General features: G+C 65.3%; 16 protein-coding genes and 2 tRNA genes. 13 read left to right on the top strand and 5 right to left on the bottom strand.

What is annotated here, in order from left to right:
* The first annotated feature begins 72 nt into the window (after positions 1 to 72).
* Complete coding sequence (locus tag ACFVTH_RS09860) at positions 73 to 1,695, top strand: ABC transporter permease subunit (RefSeq protein ID WP_387089865.1); 1,623 nt, start codon at positions 73 to 75, stop codon at positions 1,693 to 1,695.
* Between the two features lie 62 nt (positions 1,696 to 1,757).
* Positions 1,758 to 2,681, top strand: coding sequence for a sugar ABC transporter permease (locus tag ACFVTH_RS09865; RefSeq protein WP_386939316.1), 924 nt, complete (start codon positions 1,758 to 1,760; stop codon positions 2,679 to 2,681).
* A 253-nt stretch (positions 2,682 to 2,934) separates the two neighbouring features.
* Here ACFVTH_RS09865 and ACFVTH_RS09870 read toward each other — a convergent pair whose 3' ends face one another.
* On the bottom strand, positions 2,935 to 3,873 hold the full coding sequence (locus ACFVTH_RS09870) for a hypothetical protein (RefSeq protein ID WP_387089867.1): 939 nt from the start codon (positions 3,871 to 3,873) through the stop codon (positions 2,935 to 2,937).
* 104 nt (positions 3,874 to 3,977) lie between these two features.
* Here ACFVTH_RS09870 and ACFVTH_RS09875 point away from each other — a divergent pair, with 104 nt between their 5' ends.
* The 4 genes from ACFVTH_RS09875 to ACFVTH_RS09890 all read left to right on the top strand — a co-directional run bounded on the left by ACFVTH_RS09875 (position 3,978) and on the right by ACFVTH_RS09890 (position 6,553).
* Positions 3,978 to 5,843, top strand: a complete 1,866-nt coding sequence (locus tag ACFVTH_RS09875; protein WP_387089870.1) for a glycoside hydrolase family 13 protein — start codon at positions 3,978 to 3,980, stop codon at positions 5,841 to 5,843.
* A gap of 80 nt (positions 5,844 to 5,923) precedes the next feature.
* On the top strand, positions 5,924 to 6,286 hold the full coding sequence (locus ACFVTH_RS09880) for a DUF4190 domain-containing protein (protein WP_387089873.1): 363 nt from the start codon (positions 5,924 to 5,926) through the stop codon (positions 6,284 to 6,286).
* A gap of 85 nt (positions 6,287 to 6,371) precedes the next feature.
* A tRNA-Thr gene (locus ACFVTH_RS09885) sits at positions 6,372 to 6,443 on the top strand.
* A gap of 36 nt (positions 6,444 to 6,479) precedes the next feature.
* A tRNA-Met gene (locus tag ACFVTH_RS09890) sits at positions 6,480 to 6,553 on the top strand.
* Positions 6,554 to 6,691: 138 nt separating this feature from the next.
* Here the strand turns inward: ACFVTH_RS09890 and ACFVTH_RS09895 are convergent.
* The 4 genes from ACFVTH_RS09895 to ACFVTH_RS09910 all read right to left on the bottom strand — a co-directional run bounded on the left by ACFVTH_RS09895 (position 6,692) and on the right by ACFVTH_RS09910 (position 12,558).
* Positions 6,692 to 7,804 carry a tyrosine-type recombinase/integrase gene (locus ACFVTH_RS09895; RefSeq protein ID WP_387089876.1) on the bottom strand — a complete coding sequence of 371 codons (1,113 nt, stop codon included), beginning with the start codon at positions 7,802 to 7,804 and terminating at the stop codon, positions 6,692 to 6,694.
* Between the two features lie 97 nt (positions 7,805 to 7,901).
* Positions 7,902 to 9,146, bottom strand: coding sequence for a Fic family protein (locus tag ACFVTH_RS09900; RefSeq protein WP_387089879.1), 1,245 nt, complete (start codon positions 9,144 to 9,146; stop codon positions 7,902 to 7,904).
* 322 nt (positions 9,147 to 9,468) lie between these two features.
* The gene (locus ACFVTH_RS09905; protein ID WP_387089881.1) at positions 9,469 to 11,268 is read right to left on the bottom strand and encodes a hypothetical protein; all 1,800 of its coding nucleotides are present in this window, start codon (positions 11,266 to 11,268) and stop codon (positions 9,469 to 9,471) included.
* A gap of 48 nt (positions 11,269 to 11,316) precedes the next feature.
* Complete coding sequence (locus tag ACFVTH_RS09910) at positions 11,317 to 12,558, bottom strand: hypothetical protein (protein WP_387089884.1); 1,242 nt, start codon at positions 12,556 to 12,558, stop codon at positions 11,317 to 11,319.
* Positions 12,559 to 12,651: 93 nt separating this feature from the next.
* Between ACFVTH_RS09910 and ACFVTH_RS09915 the strand changes: the two genes are divergently transcribed.
* From ACFVTH_RS09915 to ACFVTH_RS09945, 7 genes are all read left to right on the top strand, one after another.
* On the top strand, positions 12,652 to 12,852 hold the full coding sequence (locus ACFVTH_RS09915) for a helix-turn-helix transcriptional regulator (RefSeq protein WP_387089887.1): 201 nt from the start codon (positions 12,652 to 12,654) through the stop codon (positions 12,850 to 12,852).
* A complete protein-coding gene (locus tag ACFVTH_RS09920; RefSeq protein ID WP_387089890.1) occupies positions 12,852 to 13,199 on the top strand; it encodes a hypothetical protein in 348 nt (115 codons plus the stop codon). The genes ACFVTH_RS09915 and ACFVTH_RS09920 overlap by 1 nt, the downstream gene beginning before the upstream one ends.
* A complete protein-coding gene (locus tag ACFVTH_RS09925) occupies positions 13,199 to 14,344 on the top strand; it encodes a DUF3631 domain-containing protein (RefSeq protein WP_387089893.1) in 1,146 nt (381 codons plus the stop codon). The genes ACFVTH_RS09920 and ACFVTH_RS09925 overlap by 1 nt, the downstream gene beginning before the upstream one ends.
* A 195-nt stretch (positions 14,345 to 14,539) precedes the next feature.
* Positions 14,540 to 15,046: a hypothetical protein gene (locus tag ACFVTH_RS09930; protein WP_387089896.1), complete on the top strand. Its 507-nt coding sequence runs from the start codon at positions 14,540 to 14,542 to the stop codon at positions 15,044 to 15,046.
* The gene (locus ACFVTH_RS09935) at positions 15,043 to 15,744 is read left to right on the top strand and encodes a hypothetical protein (RefSeq protein ID WP_387089898.1); all 702 of its coding nucleotides are present in this window, start codon (positions 15,043 to 15,045) and stop codon (positions 15,742 to 15,744) included. The genes ACFVTH_RS09930 and ACFVTH_RS09935 overlap by 4 nt, the downstream gene beginning before the upstream one ends.
* Entirely contained in the window at positions 15,726 to 17,222 is a 1,497-nt protein-coding gene (locus ACFVTH_RS09940) for a hypothetical protein (protein ID WP_387089901.1), read from the top strand. The genes ACFVTH_RS09935 and ACFVTH_RS09940 overlap by 19 nt, the downstream gene beginning before the upstream one ends.
* Positions 17,223 to 17,343: 121 nt before the next feature.
* Positions 17,344 to 17,937 (top strand): DUF2637 domain-containing protein, encoded by a 594-nt coding sequence (locus ACFVTH_RS09945; protein ID WP_387089904.1) that lies wholly within the window; start codon positions 17,344 to 17,346, stop codon positions 17,935 to 17,937.
* Positions 17,938 to 17,948: the final 11 nt, after the last annotated feature.

Here is a 17,948-nt window from a genome sequence, read left to right on the forward strand (position 1 = left end):
TGGCTCGGGGCGGGCGCCGCACGGCGCCCGCCCCGAGTCGTACCGCCCGACGACGATGAGGGAGACAGGCAGATGGGCACCGTGATCGAGGAGGACGTCCGCGAGGACGCGCCGCCGAAGCAGACGAAGCAGCAGCGTCGCGCTGCGGGCATCGCCGAGCAGGCCTCGGGCGGCATCAAGGTGCTGCTCGTCAAGCTGCTGGCGCTCGGCCTGGTCGACGCGCTCGCGCTCTACGCCGTGTTCGTGCTCGCGCTGCACGAGCAGTGGGTGGTGCTCGTCATCGTCGCCGCCGTCACGGCGCTCGTGAACTGGATCTACTTCTCGCGCCGCAAGCTCCCGGCGAAGTACCTCACGCCCGGGGTCATCTTCCTCGTCGTGTTCCAGGTGTTCGTGCTCCTCTACACCGGGTACATCGCCTTCACGAACTACGGCACGGGCCACAACGGCTCGAAGGAGCAGGCCGTCTCCTCGCTCATGGCCTCGTCGCTCGAGCGCGTCGAGGACTCGCCCGCCTACCCCGTCACCGTCGTCGAGCGCGGCGGCGAGCTGGGCCTGCTCGTGACCGACCCCGAGGGCGACGCCCTCGTCGGCACCAACGAAGAACCGCTCGCCGAGGCATCCGGCGTGGAGTTCGACGGCGACGTCGCCGTGTCGGCCGACGGCTGGAACACGCTGCAGTTCGCCGACGTGCTCGAGCGCACCGACGAGGTCACCGCGCTCGCGGTGCCCGCGTCCGACGACCCGAACGACGGCGCGATCCGCACGCCCGACGGCTCGACCGGCTACCTCTACGTCTCGACGCTCGAGTACGACGAGGCCGCCGGCACCATGACCGACCTCTCGAGCGGCACCGTGTACTCCGACACCGGCGTCGGGGCGTTCACCGCCGAGGACGGCGAGCAGCTGCTGCCCGGCTGGCAGATCACGGTCGGGTTCGACAACTTCGTGCGCGCCGTCACCGACACCCGCCTCGCGGGCCCACTGCTCTACGTGACCGCCTGGACCTTCGCGTTCGCGCTCATCTCGGTCGCCTCGACCTTCTTCCTCGGCCTCTTCCTCGCGATCGTCTTCAACGACATGCGCATGCGGGGCCGCAAGATCTACCGCGTGCTGATGATCCTGCCGTACGCGATCCCGTCGTTCCTCTCGGCGCTCGTCTGGGCGGGCATGATGAACGAGAGCTTCGGGTTCATCAACCAGGTGCTGCTCGGCGGGGCTTCCATACCGTGGCTCACCGACCCCTTGCTCGCGAAGGTCTCGATCCTCATCGTGAACCTGTGGCTCGGCTTCCCGTACATGTTCCTCGTGTGCATGGGCGCGCTGCAGTCGATCCCCGACGACATCCAGGAGGCCGCGAAGGTCGACGGCGCGAAGCCGTGGGCGATCTTCCGGCTGATCAAGCTTCCGCTGCTGCTCGTGACCGTGGCGCCGCTGCTCATCGCCTCGTTCGCGTTCAACTTCAACAACTTCAACACGATCTACATGCTCACCGACGGCGGGCCGCGCGACTCGAACGCGCCGATCCCGGTCGGGTTCACCGACATCCTGATCACGATGGTCTACAAGGTCGCGTTCACCGGCCAGACCCGCGACTACGGTCTCGCGAGCGCGTACTCGATCATCATCTTCATCGTGGTCGCGGTGATCTCGATCATCGCGTTCCGCCGGACCAAGAGCCTCGAGGAGCTGAACTGATGGCCGCTCGCAAGGTGGTGCCCGGCACGGGCGTGGGTCTCGCCGCGGGCGAGATCGAAGAGATGACGGATGCCTCGACGCGGGCGCATTCCTCGCTGGGCGACGCGCCGCTCGTGCTGCCGAAGCGCCCGTTCAACTTCGGCCGCTGGTTCGCGGCGACCGGCTGGCGTCACATCGTCGGCGTCGTCATGGTCGTGTTCTCGCTCTTCCCGATCGTGTTCGTGGTCTCGTCGTCGCTGAACCCCAACGGCACGCTGACCGGTTCGAACGCGCTGTTCTCGAAGATCGGCCTCGACAGCTACGTGCGGATCCTCTCCGACCCGCAGGTGCCGTTCGGCACGTGGTTCGCCAACACGATGATCATCGCCGGCACGACCGCGGTGTGCACGGTGTTCCTCGGGGCGCTCGCGGCGTATTCCTTCTCGCGCATGCGCTTCACGGGCCGCCGTTTCGGCCTGATCTCGATCGTCGTGGTGCAGATGTTCCCGCAGCTGCTCGCCGTGGTCGCGATCTTCCTGCTCATGTCGACGATCGGCGACCTGTTCCCCGCGATCGGCCTCAACACGCACCTCGGCCTGATCATGGTCTACCTCGGCGGCGCGCTCGGCGTGAACACGTACCTGATGTACGGCTTCTTCAACACGGTGCCCGCGTCGATCGACGAGGCCGCGAAGATCGACGGGGCCGGCCACGCGCGCATCTTCTTCACGATCATCCTGCGGCTGGTCGCCCCGATCCTCGCGGTCGTCGCACTGCTGTCGTTCATCGCCTCGGTGAACGAGTTCGTCGTGGCATCCGTGCTGCTCATCGACACCGAGAAGCAGACGCTCGCCGTCGGCCTCACGAAGCTCGTGTCGAACCCGCGCTACGCCGACTGGAGCGCGTTCTCGGCGGGCGCCGTGATGTCGGCGCTGCCGGTCGTCGCGCTGTTCCTCTTCCTGCAGAAGTACATCGTGGGCGGGCTCACCGCGGGCGCGGTCAAGTAGGGCACGCGGTGCGATTCGGGCCGTACGGATTCCGTTCCACGACGGGGCGGGACCGGCATGGCCCGGGGGTGTCCGATTCGGGGACTGCCAGTTGCGCCTCACGGAGCCGGGGTGGCCCGGGGGTTTCCGTTTCGGGGTATGCCAGTTGCGCCTCAGCGTGAGGCGGAACTGGCAGAGCTCGGAGGGCGAAGCCGCTGCCGCCGGAGCGAGTCATGCGCGCGACCGGCGGACGGGCGGCCGGCCGGCGTTCGGATCAGAACGAGACGGACTCGCCGGGCTGCATGCCCGACGCCGCCATGATGATCATCGGCACCACGACCGCCGCGATCGCGATGATCACGCCGCCGATGCCGAAGCCGATGCCGATCGCGGTGGCGCGATCCATCTTGCGGCGCAGCCGCCGACCGGCGGGCGCGACGGTGTTCACGGAGGATGCGGCAGCGCCCGGCGCACCCGAGGCGACGCCCGAACCCGCGACCGCCGCCAGGCGCGAGGCGGGCGTCTCGGCGCCCGGCACCCGCTCGTCGACGTACATGTCGGTGCGGTCGTGGAACTTCGCGCCGACGATCGCGCGGATGCGGTCGAAGCGCTGCCAGGTCGCGGGGTCGGCCCACGCGAAGCCCCCGGGCCTCATGACGATGAGCAGGTCGTCGCGCACCTCGACGTCGAGGTCGCCGGTCTCGTCGATGAGCAGCGCCATCAGGTCGGGCGTGAACACGTAGAGCGCGTCGCGCTCATAGCCCTTCGGCACGTAGAGCCGGAAGTGCCGGTCGAAGTCGCCCTCGAGCGAGAGCCGCTGGTTCTCCTTCGGCGGGCGCGCGAGGCTCGAGCCGATGAGCCCGTCGTTGCGGCCGGCGTCGAGGATCATGTTCGGCAGGAACCGCGGCAGCCGGATCGCGAGGTAGCCGACGTCGATGCTCGACACCGGCGATCCCGAGCGGACGCGCGTCGTGACCCTGATGCCCGACTTCGTGGTCCGCACCGACTCGGCGCTGCGCGTGCCGCCGCGCAGGTGCCCGGTCTGCCAGCCGTCGGCGATGACCTGGTCGTGCGCCGTGCCGTTCGAGACCTGCTCCCACAGGCCGTCGCCGAGCGCGGGCGGATCGCCGACGGCGCGGTACGCCCAGCCGTTGGCTCGGGCGAAGGCGGCGAGCCCGCCGTCGCGCTCGATCAGCTCGAATCCGGTGGCCACCGTCGCTCCCTTCGCGTCGCGGTCGCTGGCGACGCTCCATTCTGCAATAGCATCGCGCCGCGCTCGCGCGCCGCGATGTCACCGCCCCACGAGAGGATGACCCCATGCTGACCCCCCACCACGACGGATCGCCCCTGCACGTCTCGACGCAGAGTCCCGTGCTCGGCGAGACCGTGCGCGTGCGGCTGCGGGTGCCCGAGAGCTTCGGGCCGCTCGCGTGGGTCGGCACCCGTTCGAACCCGAACCGCGAGCCGCGCTTCGATGAGGCCGTGCGCGTCGAGCCGGGCAGCGACTCGGCCGCCGGCGACGGCTGGACGTGGTGGGAGGCGGGCGTCGAGGTCGAGAACCCCGTGCACGGCTACCGCTGGCTGCTCGTCGGCGCCGACGGGCGCCAGCACTGGCTGAACCAGCTCGGGCTGAGCGACCTCGAGACGCGCGATCGCGACGACTTCAAGCTCGTCGCGCACGAGCCGGTGCCCGGGTGGGTGGCCGACACCGTGCTCTACCAGGTGTTCCCCGACCGCTTCGCCCGCTCCGCCGCCGCCGACGAGCGCGAGACGCCCGAATGGGCGATGCTCGCCCAGTGGGGCGACGCGCTCGACCCCGTGCCGCCGGGGCGGTCGGCGCAGTTCTTCGGCGGCGACCTCGACGGGGTGCGCGAGAAGCTCGACCACCTCTCGGGGCTCGGCGTGAACCTGCTCTACCTGACGCCCGTGTTCCCTGCGCGCTCGAACCACCGCTACGACGCCTCGACCTTCGACCACGTCGACGAGCTCCTCGGCGGCGACGAGGCACTCGTGCGGCTCGTCGAGGCGGCGCACGCCCGTGGCATCCGCGTCATCGGCGACCTGACCTCGAACCACTCGGGCGACGCGCACGAGTGGTTCCGCACCGCGCAGGCCGACCCGGCGTCGGCCGAGCGCGACTTCTACTACTTCGACGACGACGCGCCCAACGGCTACGAGTCGTGGCTCGGCGTGCCGAGCCTGCCGAAGTTCGACTGGTCGTCGGTCGAGCTGCGGCGCCGCTTCGTCGACGGCCCCGACTCGATCGTCGCGAAGTACCTGCGTGCGCCCTTCGGGCTCGACGGCTGGCGCATCGACGTCGCGAACATGACCGGCCGGCTCGGCGGCGTCGACCTCAACGCCGAGGTGCGTCGCGCCATCCGGCGCACGATGCTGGCCGTGAACCCCGACACGATCCTGCTCGGCGAGTCGACGAACGACGGCGCGGGCGACTTCCAGGGCGACGCGTGGCACGGCGCGATGAGCTACACGCCCTTCACCCGGCCGCTCTGGAGCTGGCTGCAGGCGCCCGGCAGCCCCGCGGGCGGCGGCATCGGCTTCGCACTCGCGCAGGTGCCGGAATTCACCGGTCGCCAGTTCGTCGACGCGCACCTGCGCTTCGCCGCTGGCTACCCGTGGCGCACCCGCCTCGGCGGCATGAACGCCCTCGACACGCACGACACTCCGCGCTTCGCGACGAACGCCCGCCCCGGCACGGTGCCCGTCGGCTTCGGCCTCGCGGTGACGATGCCCGGCATCCCCGTGGTGTGGGCCGGCGACGAGTTCGGCCTGGTCGGTGAAGACGGTGAGGCCTCGCGCACGCCCATGCCCTGGGGCAGCGAAGGGGATGCCTCGGTCGCGCCCGTGCTCGACGCGTACCGCCGGCTCGTCGCGCTGCGGCGCGCGCACCCCGTGCTCGCGACCGGAGGTATCCGCTGGCTCGCGGTCGCCGACGAGCTCGTCGCGTTCGTGCGCGAGTCGGCCGAGGAGTCGGTGCTCGTCGTGGCCGCGCGCTCGGCCGCGTCCGTCGAGCTGCCCGCAGGGGTCGGCGAGCCGCTCGTCGCGTTCGGAGAGGTGCGGCTCGAGGCATCCGACGACCCCGCGACCGACGCCGTGATCGCGCGGGCCGACGGGCCCGCGTTCGGTGCGTGGCGCCTGCCCGGCGTCGTCGCCCCGGCGTGGTGATCGCTGCCTGCCGCTGCCGATAGCCTGAGCGCAGATCGACGCCGACCCGACGCCGTCGAGCCGACCGTCACAGGAGCCTCGTGGACTCGCACCGCACCGACCTCGCTTCGCCGCAGCCGCCGACGGCGGTGATGTACGACGGGTACGGCAACGTCGTCTCGCCCGCGGTTCCGCGCTACGTCTCCGCGCCTCACAACGCGCTCGCCTGGGTGAGCCTCGGGCTCGCGATCGGGTGGGTGTTCTTCGGGCTCCTGACCTCGGTCGCGGCGATCGTGTGCGGGCACATCGCGCGCGCCCAGATCCGTCGCACCGGCGAGCAGGGGGCGGTCACGGCGATGACGGGGCTCGTGCTCGGCTACGTGTTCACGGCGTTCACCGTCGTCGGGATCACCGCGTTCCTGCTGTTCGTCTTCGGCATGTCGGCGCTCGCGACGAGCCCGTGACGGCCCGGGGCGCTGCGGCGGCGGCGGTGGTACGAAGCACCCTCTGAGAGGTGATATCCTCGTACGGTTGCCGAATGCGGCACACGCCCCGATAGCTCAGTGGTAGAGCACTTCCATGGTAAGGAAGGGGTCGTCAGTTCAATCCTGACTCGGGGCTCTGGTTCTCGGTCCGACATGTCGGCCGAAGCCTTGCGGCGGGGTAGCTCAGGTGGTTAGAGCACACGGCTCATAATCGTGGTGTCGCGGGTTCGAGTCCCGCCCTCGCTACAACAGCGAATTTCCGCGGATCGCGGGTTCATCTCCCTCAGGTCGGTCGGGTTCTTTCCGGCCGACCTGACCACATCTTGACCACATTCGTTGTGCGTCGGTGATGATCGCGCGGATATCTCGCGGCGTTGTGGTGATTCAAACGTCGAGAACTACGCCCGCTCGAAGTGCGGCTTCGTCCAGTCGTGCGGCCACGGAGTCGAGATCATCGTCGAAGAGATCTGAGTACGTATCGAGCGTCATCGCTGCGGAGGCGTGACCAAGCATCCGCTGTACTGCCTTGACGTTCGCACCCGCCGAGACGGCGAGGCTCGCGGCCGTGTGGCGTAGGTCATGCACTGTCATCGGTTCGAGGCCGGCCTCGCTCAACGCCTTGTCGAACCAGGAGTTCTCCCGGACTGTCGGTGTCGTGAGGTGCCTTCCGGCCTCATCTGCGAAGAGCAGTGAACTGGGCGGTCGACCGGCTGACCGCTCAAGGAGTGCTGCGCTCAGAAACGCCGGGAACGGTACCGCTCGGCGTTTGTGCGTCTTGGGTGTACCGACCACGACTTTGCCGCCCACTAAGACTGCGTTGACGTTGACCGTGATTCGGCGTCTGCTGAGGTCAACGTCACTGACGCGAAGCCCGCTCACCTCGCCCCAACGAAGCCCGGTGTAGGCCAGCACCCGGAGGAGCGTACCGTGCTCGCTCGCAGCGCGCGCGAGCTGGTCGACTTGCTGATGGCTGAGGTACACATGCTCGCGGCTCACCTTACGGGGGAGCCCCACGCCCCGCGCAGGGTTTGAAGGAATGCGGCGGTCCCTTACCGCGGTGTCGAGAATGCCTGCGAGCACACCGAAGCAGCGATGGACGAGAGCGGGAGACTTTGGCTTTGTCTTGCCCCCGTCGCCCGCGGTTAGGAGAGCGATCCATTCCTGGACGTCGCTATGGCGGACGTCACCGACCGGTACGCGACCCCACGCGGGCTCGACATGGAGCCGCCATGCCGACTCGACGACCGCGACCGAAGATGGCTTGAGATGGGATTGCGAAGCGAGCCATGCAGCGCCAGCCGTGCCGACTGTCATTCGCGCTTGCGAAGGGTCAATGTAGGTGCCGGCTGCCTTGCCGACTTCTACGGTCGCGAGGAACAGCTCCGCTTCCTTCTTCGTCTTGAACCCTCGCTTGGTTGTCTGTGAGCGGTCAGGCTTCCGATAGCGCACCCGGTAGCGGCGTCCCGCGGCGCTGGCATATGGCTCGACTGTTCCCACCGTTACCCCCATCTCGCCGATCGATCGCCGTACGAACCTCGAGTATTCAGCCAGCGCCCGACATGACAACAGACCTGCAAAATGAATTTGCGCGTGCCTAGATTGTTCCTGGCGGTGTCGCCAGTTCACGCTGGAGGGGTTCGTCGGGCTGGGGGACCCGGCCTGGTGGGGCCGTAACGGCAAGGAAAATGTCGTCGGCGATGTACTGGCGCCCGTACGTGCCGTAAGGCCCTGACAGAATTCCGAGCTCTACGAGCTTAAGGATCGCTGGTGAGACGGCCTGCGGAGTCCGGCCAAACCGCTCGCTCATCATTGAGACGTTGATCACCTGGTCTGCGATGAGCGCATCGACGATGTCGCGAATTACACCTCGAGCACCCGCGTCCTGCAGGACCTGAACGTATCTTGCTTGGACGGCTAGCATCCGGTCGACGCGCTGGGCAATGTCATCGGCAGATGAAGCGACCCCTTCAGCGAAGAAGCAAACCCAAGGATCCCAGTTACCCGTGGCGGACACTTCTGCCAGATGGTTCTGGTATTCGGTACGCCGAGCTTCGAACCACGGAGAGACGCTGAGAAGCGGCTCGGTAACTAGGTGATCCGTCATGAATTGAAGCACGACCATCAGCCGCCCGATGCGCCCGTTGCCGTCGTTGAACGGGTGAAGCGTCTCAAATTGGTAGTGCGCCATGGCTGCTGCCACGATCGGGTCGCGGGCGGCTCCCGTGCTATTGACCCACCTCGTCAGGTCCTGGACTGCAACGTTTAATGCGACGCCTGCTGGCATGGGTACGAATCGGGCATCTTCAACTGCGCCCGTGGGGCTGCCGATTGCGACCTGTGTTGTGCGAACTCGACCTGCTTGATCGGTGTCCGCCTCTGTGCCTCGAACCAGGATCGCGTGAACAGTTTCGAGAAGACCGACGTTCAGTGGTCGGCCGTTTTCTATCGCGTCGTACGCAAGGGTCGCAGCTTCGACATAATTCAGGACCTCTTGAAGCTCCTTGCTTCGGCCAGTTATCTCTGTCGCGTCTGAAGCAAGGACCTGCTCAAGAGGGGCGAATGTTCCCTCCAGCGCCGAGGTGCTCTGGGCCTCGCGGCGAAGCGTAGGACGTAGGAAAAGGCGTGGGTTGGGTACCTGACGAGAGGCCTGATCCAGTCGTGCGAGTGCTCGACTTGCCCTAGTGACAGCGTGCCAAGTGGTTCCATTTAGCGTGGGCTCAGTGTCTAGGGGGGCCGCTACATAGGCGGAATGATTGAAGGGCCGGTTGAATCGCCCATCTATGCCCGAGATTGGCACGAGGGAGCCCAAAGGACTGTTGCTGAAGCGACCAAGATCCACAATGTAAGCCTATTCGACTTTACCTACATTTTGTTAGGGCATTTGTAAGTGTATTTGAGGCGGTCCGTGGCAATGAAAGCAAAGTCCATAACGCCGACATTTTGACCACGCAAATGTAAGTCGCAGTGATAGATCAATTGTTGTCGCTGAAATGGGCGCAGATGCGTTGGATGGCGTCTGGCATGGCGTTATTGAAAGCGACTGGCCCGTCGTCAATAAATTGAAGCTGCTGATCGATTCGCCCATGGAAGCGAGGTCCTTGTAGTGAGTGCTCAGCCGGTCCTTCGAGTTCCTGGGGCACATGCATCGGCTGTCTTATCCGCTACTCGAGCCCCTCGAGGGCCGCTCTCGCGTGAAGCGTCCATATTGGCCATCGTCGCAACTGTTCGCGTTCGTCGGCCGAGAGTCCTCGCAGACAGTTGTCTATGTCCTCTGCATCGCCCAAGAGGATGGCGCAAGCGACCTCCATTTGCGGTGCTCGTTCCAGGCCATCGACGAGTGCCTTTCGCCTCAGATCTCGGATCTCGTCCTTCGCATCGCTACTCAGCTCACCGGTTCGGGAGCGAATTTGCCATCGGTTGATCAAGTGGGTGGGAAGCTCGCCTTCCCGGGCGAGAATCCACTCGTTCAGCGCATTCGCTGCGGCAAGGAACTCATCGCGCCTTTGCCTGGATTGGTCGGCCGCGATAATTAGGGAGAGCACCTGGCCGTTCGCAAGCGTGGTGACCTCGGGATCGCCCGCAATAGCGTCGTAGGCGCGAGTCAGCTCATCAAGTCGAAGATTCAGAATTGTGGGTACGTCGTTTGTTGGCACACCGTCGTAGACCGTCGCCTGCCATTCGCTGACACCGTCGTCCGTCTCGCGGTAGAGCTTGAAGTTGTGTCTCTGGGCGGGGTCGAACGGATCCAACAGGCGCCATCGATCAGGCGTCGATCCCTGGACAGCGAGAAGCATCAGCTTCGCAGTTCCGACGGGCACATCGGTACGCCCGACCCTCGCATCGTTCGCGCGCAACTCTTCGCCCTGCAAGAAGGCGCCGTGGATGAGCCGAAGCTGATTGTGTTGCTTGTCATCCATCTCGTCAACGCGCACGAGCGAAGTTTCGACATGAAGCGTGACGAACAGCTCGTGGAGCAGCCGAAGGTGTTCCCTGTAATCGCGGAGATCATCCACATCTGGGCTTGAGGTGAGGTCGAAAGGGTAGACGGTCGTGCCGTACGTGACCGATTGGAGATCCACGAGGTTCAGGAAGAACTCGATGTCCTTGAGACGGGTAGCGAGGTCGGGGGCGAGAGTGAGATTGACTGAGCTTGACCGCGAACCTTTCGCGAGCTGCAGCTGGATCTGGAGTCCCGGCGACAGTGTCAGGCGATGGGTATCCTCGCTTACTTGCTGGACGCGGAGGTGCAGATACTCGATTCCACCGCATTCGACACGCAGATCAGCTTCGCGCGCAACGTAGGCCGCGGGGTAGATCGTCACCTCGCCAATGAGAGGTAATGAGTATCCGTCAGCGGTCTCGACATCGATGGCGTAGCTCCATTCCTCAGCCGACACGCGAAGCGGGGTCGTGAACTCGAATGGTTCGATTGAATGCAAGGTCATGCTGGTGACGCTCTCGAAGTCTTCGCCTGAGAACGCGGCGTATTGCTGTTTCCTTGTTTCCAGCGCCATAGCGACTATCCGCTCGAGCCTGGCAGGCTCACTGGGCAAGGCCTTCAAGTCGACTATCACCTGGTTCGCATCTGCGGGTGCCTTCTGGAGCAGGCTGTCGATGTAGAACGGCGACATGATCACGTAGTACGGCACTGTGCGCTGGCGTGCGTCAACGAAGACGACGAAATACAGGACGCTGCCGTGCCGCCGCAGAGCGACGACGTCGGCGCGAGGAATCGGGAACTTGGTCGACGCGCGCCGCTTCGAGCCGATTGTTCGGCCCTTGACCTGAACTGGCATGCGCCCGGTGATCTCAGTCTTCTTCCGGCCAAGCCCCTCATACAAATCGACATGCCCGTCGGTGATCGGGGTCTTGTCGTTGTCAGAGATATCCGGCACGAGTCGACCGCATTTCGCCAGCAACAGCTTGATACTCGAGACCGCGACCAATTCGACTTCTGCCACAAGTCCGATTCTGCCGTCATCATCGACCGTCCATTCGCCGACACGAGTTCAAGTGGGGGACGCCCTGTTTCTCGCTGATTTCCGTTTGAACCGGTCGCGAAGCGGAGTGCGCCCCGTTGGGCGCGATTGTGACGACGGAACCACGATGCCGAGATTTGCGGCATCCCGGAGCATCCATCCAAGAGTCTCGTCTGCGAATAGCTGCGCAGCTCGGTGCTGGCGTCGCAACTCTTCGGAGGCTGACTCGCCCAGCGGCGGCGGTTCGTCGCGCAGCCTGATCCATGGCTCGAGTCCGCGAGCAAAGTGCATCTGCTGCACCTCGAGCGGCGGCTTTCGGTAGTCGTCCGTGGCGAATCGCACTGGGTTGCTGGGGGCCGACAGCCAGAGGTCCAGCTCCTGGGCGGGCCTGTTATCGAAGAGCGGGCCTAGCCCGGGTGCGCGGGATGGCAAGAATGGCGTCGAGAAGTCGAAGAGTAGGGCGACTGGAGAGAGGCCCATCGCCATCGAGATCTCAAGTACCTGCGCAAGCGAGGCATCCGTCTTGCGACCACTTTCGAGGTTTCGAATGACGCTTTCGGAGACGTGCGGATTGCCGATCTCGGCGGTGAGTTCTGCGGCCGAGCGAAAGCCGGCTTCCTTTCGCAGGCGACGAATGCGAGCACCGAGGTAGGTCGGAAAGGTCACCTCGTCCGTAGTGTGCTCATTTGAGGTCGCGATTCGAAGATTCATCGTGAGGTCTGCTGCCGCGGCTAGGAGCGAATCGAAGGCGTCGTCGACTTCATAGTTCGCAGCGCGGAGATGATCGAAGTGCTGGGGGGCGTCGTACTTACCCTTGTCATCCACAGCCTTCTGGATCGACTCTCTGCGCACCGACTGCAACCACGACGACTCCGCCAGCTGCCGGCTGACCATGAGCCGGCTCATCTCAAGTGGGCGCGCGTTGGGCTCTCGGTCGGCCTCGACACCGGACGCCGCGAACCACCGATCGAACTCGAGCGCGGTCATTCGGCTGAATACGGGTCCGAGACCCTGGATGTCGATCGGTTCGAACGGACGCGAGAAGTCGACGATCAGCGCGAGAGGTGTCACCTCCAGTGCCATCGCGATCTCGAGAACCTGCACGATCGAAAGTTCAGCCTTGCGGCCACTCTCGATGTTCCGGAGGACGTTGTGGGAAACGGCGCCGTTTCCGATGGCTTTCGCGAGGTCGAGAGATGACCGGAATCCGCGCGCAGCTCGGGCGTCTTTGACGCGCCGACCGAACGCAGCGACCCACGCCTCTTGTGTCAAATTGACCCCTCAGGTGATTCTACGGTGTCGAACTGACCTCCGAGATCGAGAACGTGGAGCGACGCACTGATCACACAACTTGGAGGCGATCACATGGACACTCACGCCCTTCTCCTTACCCCGCAGGAGGTCAGCGAATGGACTGGACTCTCAATGGGCGCACTTGCGCAGCTGCGCTACAAGGGCATGGGGCCCAGTTTCATCAAATTGACACCGAAGACGGTCCGTTACCTCCGGGAGCAGGTCGAAGAGTGGATCGAAGCAAGCGTTCAGTCCCAGACGGGGCAGTTCTGATGACGGCCAATATCGGGTACTTCGGTGGTGGCATCCCGCCGCTGACCGAGGGCGAGCTCTGGGACTACATCTCGACCAGCAAGCACGGCTGGCAGACGTGGCTGGACGGGTATGGCTCCGGAATCGCCATGGCGCATGGTGAGCTCATCGATCGGATCCTCGATTCAGAGGCGGACGCCGACCGTTACTACATGCTGGCGTTCAATCCGCGCGAGACCATCCGGAACTGCGAGAGCTACGCCGAGCGCTGCATTCGTCGCGGTGAGCTTGAGCGGGCCCGGCGAGCTCAGGAGCAGATCGACCGGCTGTTCCCAGCGAGCGGGCTTCGAATCGTGGGTGTGCGCTGATGTCCATTGGTGCCGACATCCTCGACAAGGCCAAGGCGGCACTCGCCGACTACTGCATTCTCCCGTCGACCGAGGCGGTCGACGCGATCACGCTTTGGATTGCGATGACTCACGCATCGGCCGCCTTCGACTTCGCTCCACGACTGGTCGTGAAGTCGGTAGAGAAGCGCAGCGGCAAGACTAGGGTTCTCGAAGTCGTCGATGGGATGAGCCATGATCCGATCCGCTTGGTGAACGCCTCCATCTCCTACCTGTTCAGGCGAGTCGAACTCGCGGGCGATCAGCCGCCGACGTTGCTGCTCGACGAGGCCGACACTCTGTTCGGGTCACCAAGGCAGGCAGAGCGGAACGAAGACCTCCGCGGGCTTCTCAACTCGGGCTTCCAACGAGGAACGCTCTACGGGCGCGTGGAAGGGCCAAGCCTCAAGCCGCGTGAGTACCGCACATTCGCGATGGCCGCGCTGGCCGGCATCGGCGACCTGCCCGACACGATCGAGGATCGAGCGATCGTTGTGCGGATCAAGCGTCGCGGGCCTGGGGAGCACGCGATGCCGTTTCGGAGCCGAAACGATGGAGGCCGGCTTCAACAGATCCGTTCCGAGCTCGCGGCCTGGCTGGAAGGCTCGATCGATGACTTGGCCGCGCTTCGGCCGGACCTACCCGTGGTCGACCGGGCGGCGGATGTTTGGGAGCCGCTCTGCGCGATCGCCGCCTACGCGGGCGGCCAATGGCCGCGGCAAGCTTGGCAGGCCTCGAAGTTCCTGACGTCGGCTCAGTACGATTCCGCCGTCGATTCATCGTTCTCGGCACAGCTCTTGAACGACGTGCGGATCGTGTTCCGTCAGCTCGGTGAGCCCAAAGCGCTTCCCACCGCCATCATCATCGAGCGGCTGGGAGCGCTTGATGAAGCGCCGTGGAGAACACTCAATGGCACTGGTCTCGATCCACGGATCCTGTCTCGCCGACTCACCCCGTACGGTGTCCGACCGGTCAGCGTTCGGATCGGAACAGAGGTGGTCCGTGGCTATCGCCACGCCGATCTGAAGGACGCCTGGGATCGCTACCTCGAGCCCGCATCGCAGGGCGATACGGCCGCGACATCTGCTACTCATCAGCCGCTGCCTGTAGCGCTTGTGACGGCGTAGCGGACGCCGCCGCTACACAGAACAGCCTGGAACCAGTCGAACGGGAGTCGACATGAACCGAGACCAACGCGGGCAGAGTCCACAAGCAGGAAACCGAGCAAGCTATAGCGTTAGGTGCCCTAACGCCGCCACCACCGATGCGGATGCCTCGGACGCCACCGTTGCGGGTGGTCGCTGCGCTGGGCTGGAACGGCGATGAGCGCCCAGACCGACGGCGGAGTCCGTCGACAGATGCATGCCGGAGAAGCGCGGTCGAAGCGCTACGTCGTCAAGGTCACTCCGTCCGATGAGACTCAGCTCGAGGCATCCGCGGCTGAACGCCAGATCACTGTCGCGAGGCTCCTCGTGGAGTCAGCGCTCGCTCCAACGGCCAACGACGAAGGCAGCTCGCCGCTGACGGAGACCGATCGGCGTGCACTCCTCACGGCGCTGCACTCTCTGCGGCAGCTGGCCTCGAGCACCGCCAACAACGTGAATCAGATCGCGAGGTACTCGCACGAGAACCGGCTGTTCCCGGCTGATGCATCCGAAGCCCTGATGGTAACGCGCGAGTTGCTGCTTCGGATCGACGAGTTTCTAGACCGCTTCAATCCGCAGTCGGAACTCGGCATCCGCCGTCGCAGACGTGGCATCGCCGTCGACCGCGTCGATCGGCAGTGGTCCGATCTGCTCGGTCACCACGAACGAGAGGAAGAGAAATGAGTAAGAAGGATGAATCGCGGCCGAACCCGTTTGCCTCGCCATCATGGGTCGCATCCTCGATCTTCGTAGGTGGTCTAGTGGTTTTGGGCGTAGTGGTCTCGATCGGGGTTGCGCAGAAGGACTCGTCGCATAGCGATGCGGTTGGTAACGCCGGCTCGGTCGTCGTTGCCTGTTCTCAAGGGTCGCCGGGCATGGAGATCTCGAACCTGCGTGAGGCCGAGTGGGAGGCGATCGGTACTGTCTACGCGCCGTCGCTCGCCGGTGCAGGGCCGGCTCTGGTAGAGCCAGACGGGTTTCGGCGGTGCTTCGCAAGGTCCGAGGCCGGCGCAGTGGTCGCCGCGGCCACCTACGTTGCCATCGGAAGCGGCCGCCCAGACTTGAGCCGCCGGCTAGCGTCGGACGCCACCTTCGCAGGACCCGGGCGGGATGCGGCGATGGCGCAGGCGGATGCCTCGACAAACGGATCGAACGCCGCACTGCAGATAGTCGCCTACCAGGTCGCCCGGTACTCGACGAACGACGCCGAGGTAAGGATCGCCGTGCGCTCGGCCGACGGTCGACTCGTGGTTGGGTCAGTTCCGCTGCGGTGGGCAGACGGCGATTGGAAGTTGGTTGTTGACCCAAGCACGGGACGTTACGTTGATCTCGCCGACATACCCAACGTTGCGGGGATGACGCCATGGGGCGTGAATCAGTGAACTGCGAGTTTGGCAACTGGGGCTGCGAGCTCGGCGAGGCCGTCAGCGACTGGGTCGGGGGAGCGACGGGTCAGGCACTCGTGGCGATCGCGGAAGCACTCGCTGAGGGATTGGGCCAGCTGGTCCGCGCGCTCGGGACGATGTGGGTCACAGTTCCGACGCCCGAGATCGTCACGAACGAGGGAAGGCTGGGCGTCGGAGGTTCGGCGGATGGCATCGTCACGCTGCTGGGTTGGGCAAGCTGGCTGGCCCTCGTCGTCTGCGTGCTCTCCCTCATCGGCTTCGGCGCAACCCTTGGAATTCGTCGCGGCAACGAGCGAATTCGACGCCTCGGCAGCATCCTCCTCGCGGTCGTGATCGTGAGCGCCGCAGGCGCAATCGTCGGCCATCTTGTGGGCTCCAAGAGCGGCGAAGCATCGCCCGCAATCGGCTTCATCCATGAATCGCTGCGACCGCTGGTCATCGGGCTCGCGATACTGAGCCTCTTGATTGCCGCCATCCGCACGGCTTGGGAACAACGAGCCGATGGAGCGCGTCAGGCACTCTCGTCGTTGCTCACCTTGACGGTCGTCACCGGGGGAGGGCTCACGGCCGTGGCTGTCCTCGTAGCAGCATCCGATGCGCTCGCAAGCGAGATCCTCAAGGCGTCGAGCATCGGCGGATCATTCGAGGAGAACTTGTTCCTCATGCTCGGAGTTGCGAATGTCGCAACGGGCGGGTCCGGCGTGCTCCTTGTCATCGTGCTCGGGACGATCGCGCTCTGTGGCTCGATCGTGCAGATCGGGCTCATGGTGTTGAGGAGCGGGATGCTCGTGCTGTTGACCGGAATCCTGCCTCTGTCGGCCAGCTTCACGAACACCGCGGTCGGCTCGAATTGGTTCCGCAAGTGCGTCGGATGGCTACTCGCGTTCATCCTCTACAAGCCCGCCGCTGCGCTCATCTACGCGACCGCGTTCCAACTCGTCGGCACGGATCTCTTTGCGAGCGATGAGACCGGAATTTGGTCAGGCGTTGCAGGCGTCGCCATGATGCTCATGGCACTTCTCGCGCTCCCCGCCCTCATGCGATTCGTTGCCCCAGTCATGGCGATGCAAGGCGGTGGCGCTGGCTTAGGTGCTTCCATGGCCCGTGCTGGGGCAGAGGTTCCCACGGGTGCGGTCCGGGCGTTCCAAGGGGCCCGTCCCGGTGGGACGCTTGGACCGGGCGGATCCGTATCGACAGCGAGCGGCGGGACGACGAGAGGCTCGGCCGCAAGCGGAGCGGCCCTTGGCGGCTCCGTCGCCGCAGGCGCAGGCGCAGTCGCGTTGCCGGTCGCCGCTGCAGTCGGTACGGCGGTAGCAGCGGGACGGAAGGCTGCCGACGGGCTCAAGGCTGGTACCGAACAAGCAGCAGCCGCCCCGTCCGACGGCACCGCCGGCCCAAAGCCACGGGCCACGCCGCCCACCGGTGCGTCCGAGCAGCAGCGACCTCGAAGCTGAGGTGCTCCGTGAACCACCGTGGACCGTGGGATCGGCCGCGGCCAACCAAGGAACAGCACGGCCAGAACTAAGGAGAGAAGTGGCTCAGCCGCCCCGTCGGATCAATCCAGACACCCGCCCTGTGCTCATCGTCGCTGCAAGTCTGACTGCGGTACTCGGCGCCGTCTCGTTCCTCCTGTCGTACAACGGGCTGACGGCGACCGCTCCGTGGGCCGGCATTCCGGCGGGCCAATCTTGGACTATCCCGGTCGTCATCGACGGGGCAATCCTTGTCTATACGTTGGCCGTGCTCATCAAGCGCCGACGAGGTGAACGCGCCGTGCTCTATTGGTCCCTGCTCGCTGCGTTTACCGCAGCATCGGTCGCGGGCAATGCCTTCCATGCGTGGGATGCTTCGGCCCATGACGCCACTGGAATGGCCGGCGCCGCGATAGCGGGCCTGGCGCCTCTCGCCGTCTTGGCGGCGACGCACACGCTTGCTGATCTCATCGTCGAGCCGGTACCCCCTCGAGGGGTGCGCCCACAGACACATTCGGAGACCGAGACGATCGAACCGGATTATTCGTCGACTGCCGTCAGGGAAACTGAATCGTCGTCACGTCAGCGCGCCATTGTCGCGAAGGCGAGGGCGGGGCTCAGCCAAAGGCAGATTGCTGCGGAGATCGGGGTGAGTAAGTCGACAGTCGGCCGTATTCTGGCGAGCGCGTCTGAGTAACCGGCCGAAAG

This window comes from Agromyces sp. NPDC058104 (genome assembly GCF_042884835.1).
Taxonomy (GTDB): domain Bacteria; phylum Actinomycetota; class Actinomycetes; order Actinomycetales; family Microbacteriaceae; genus Agromyces.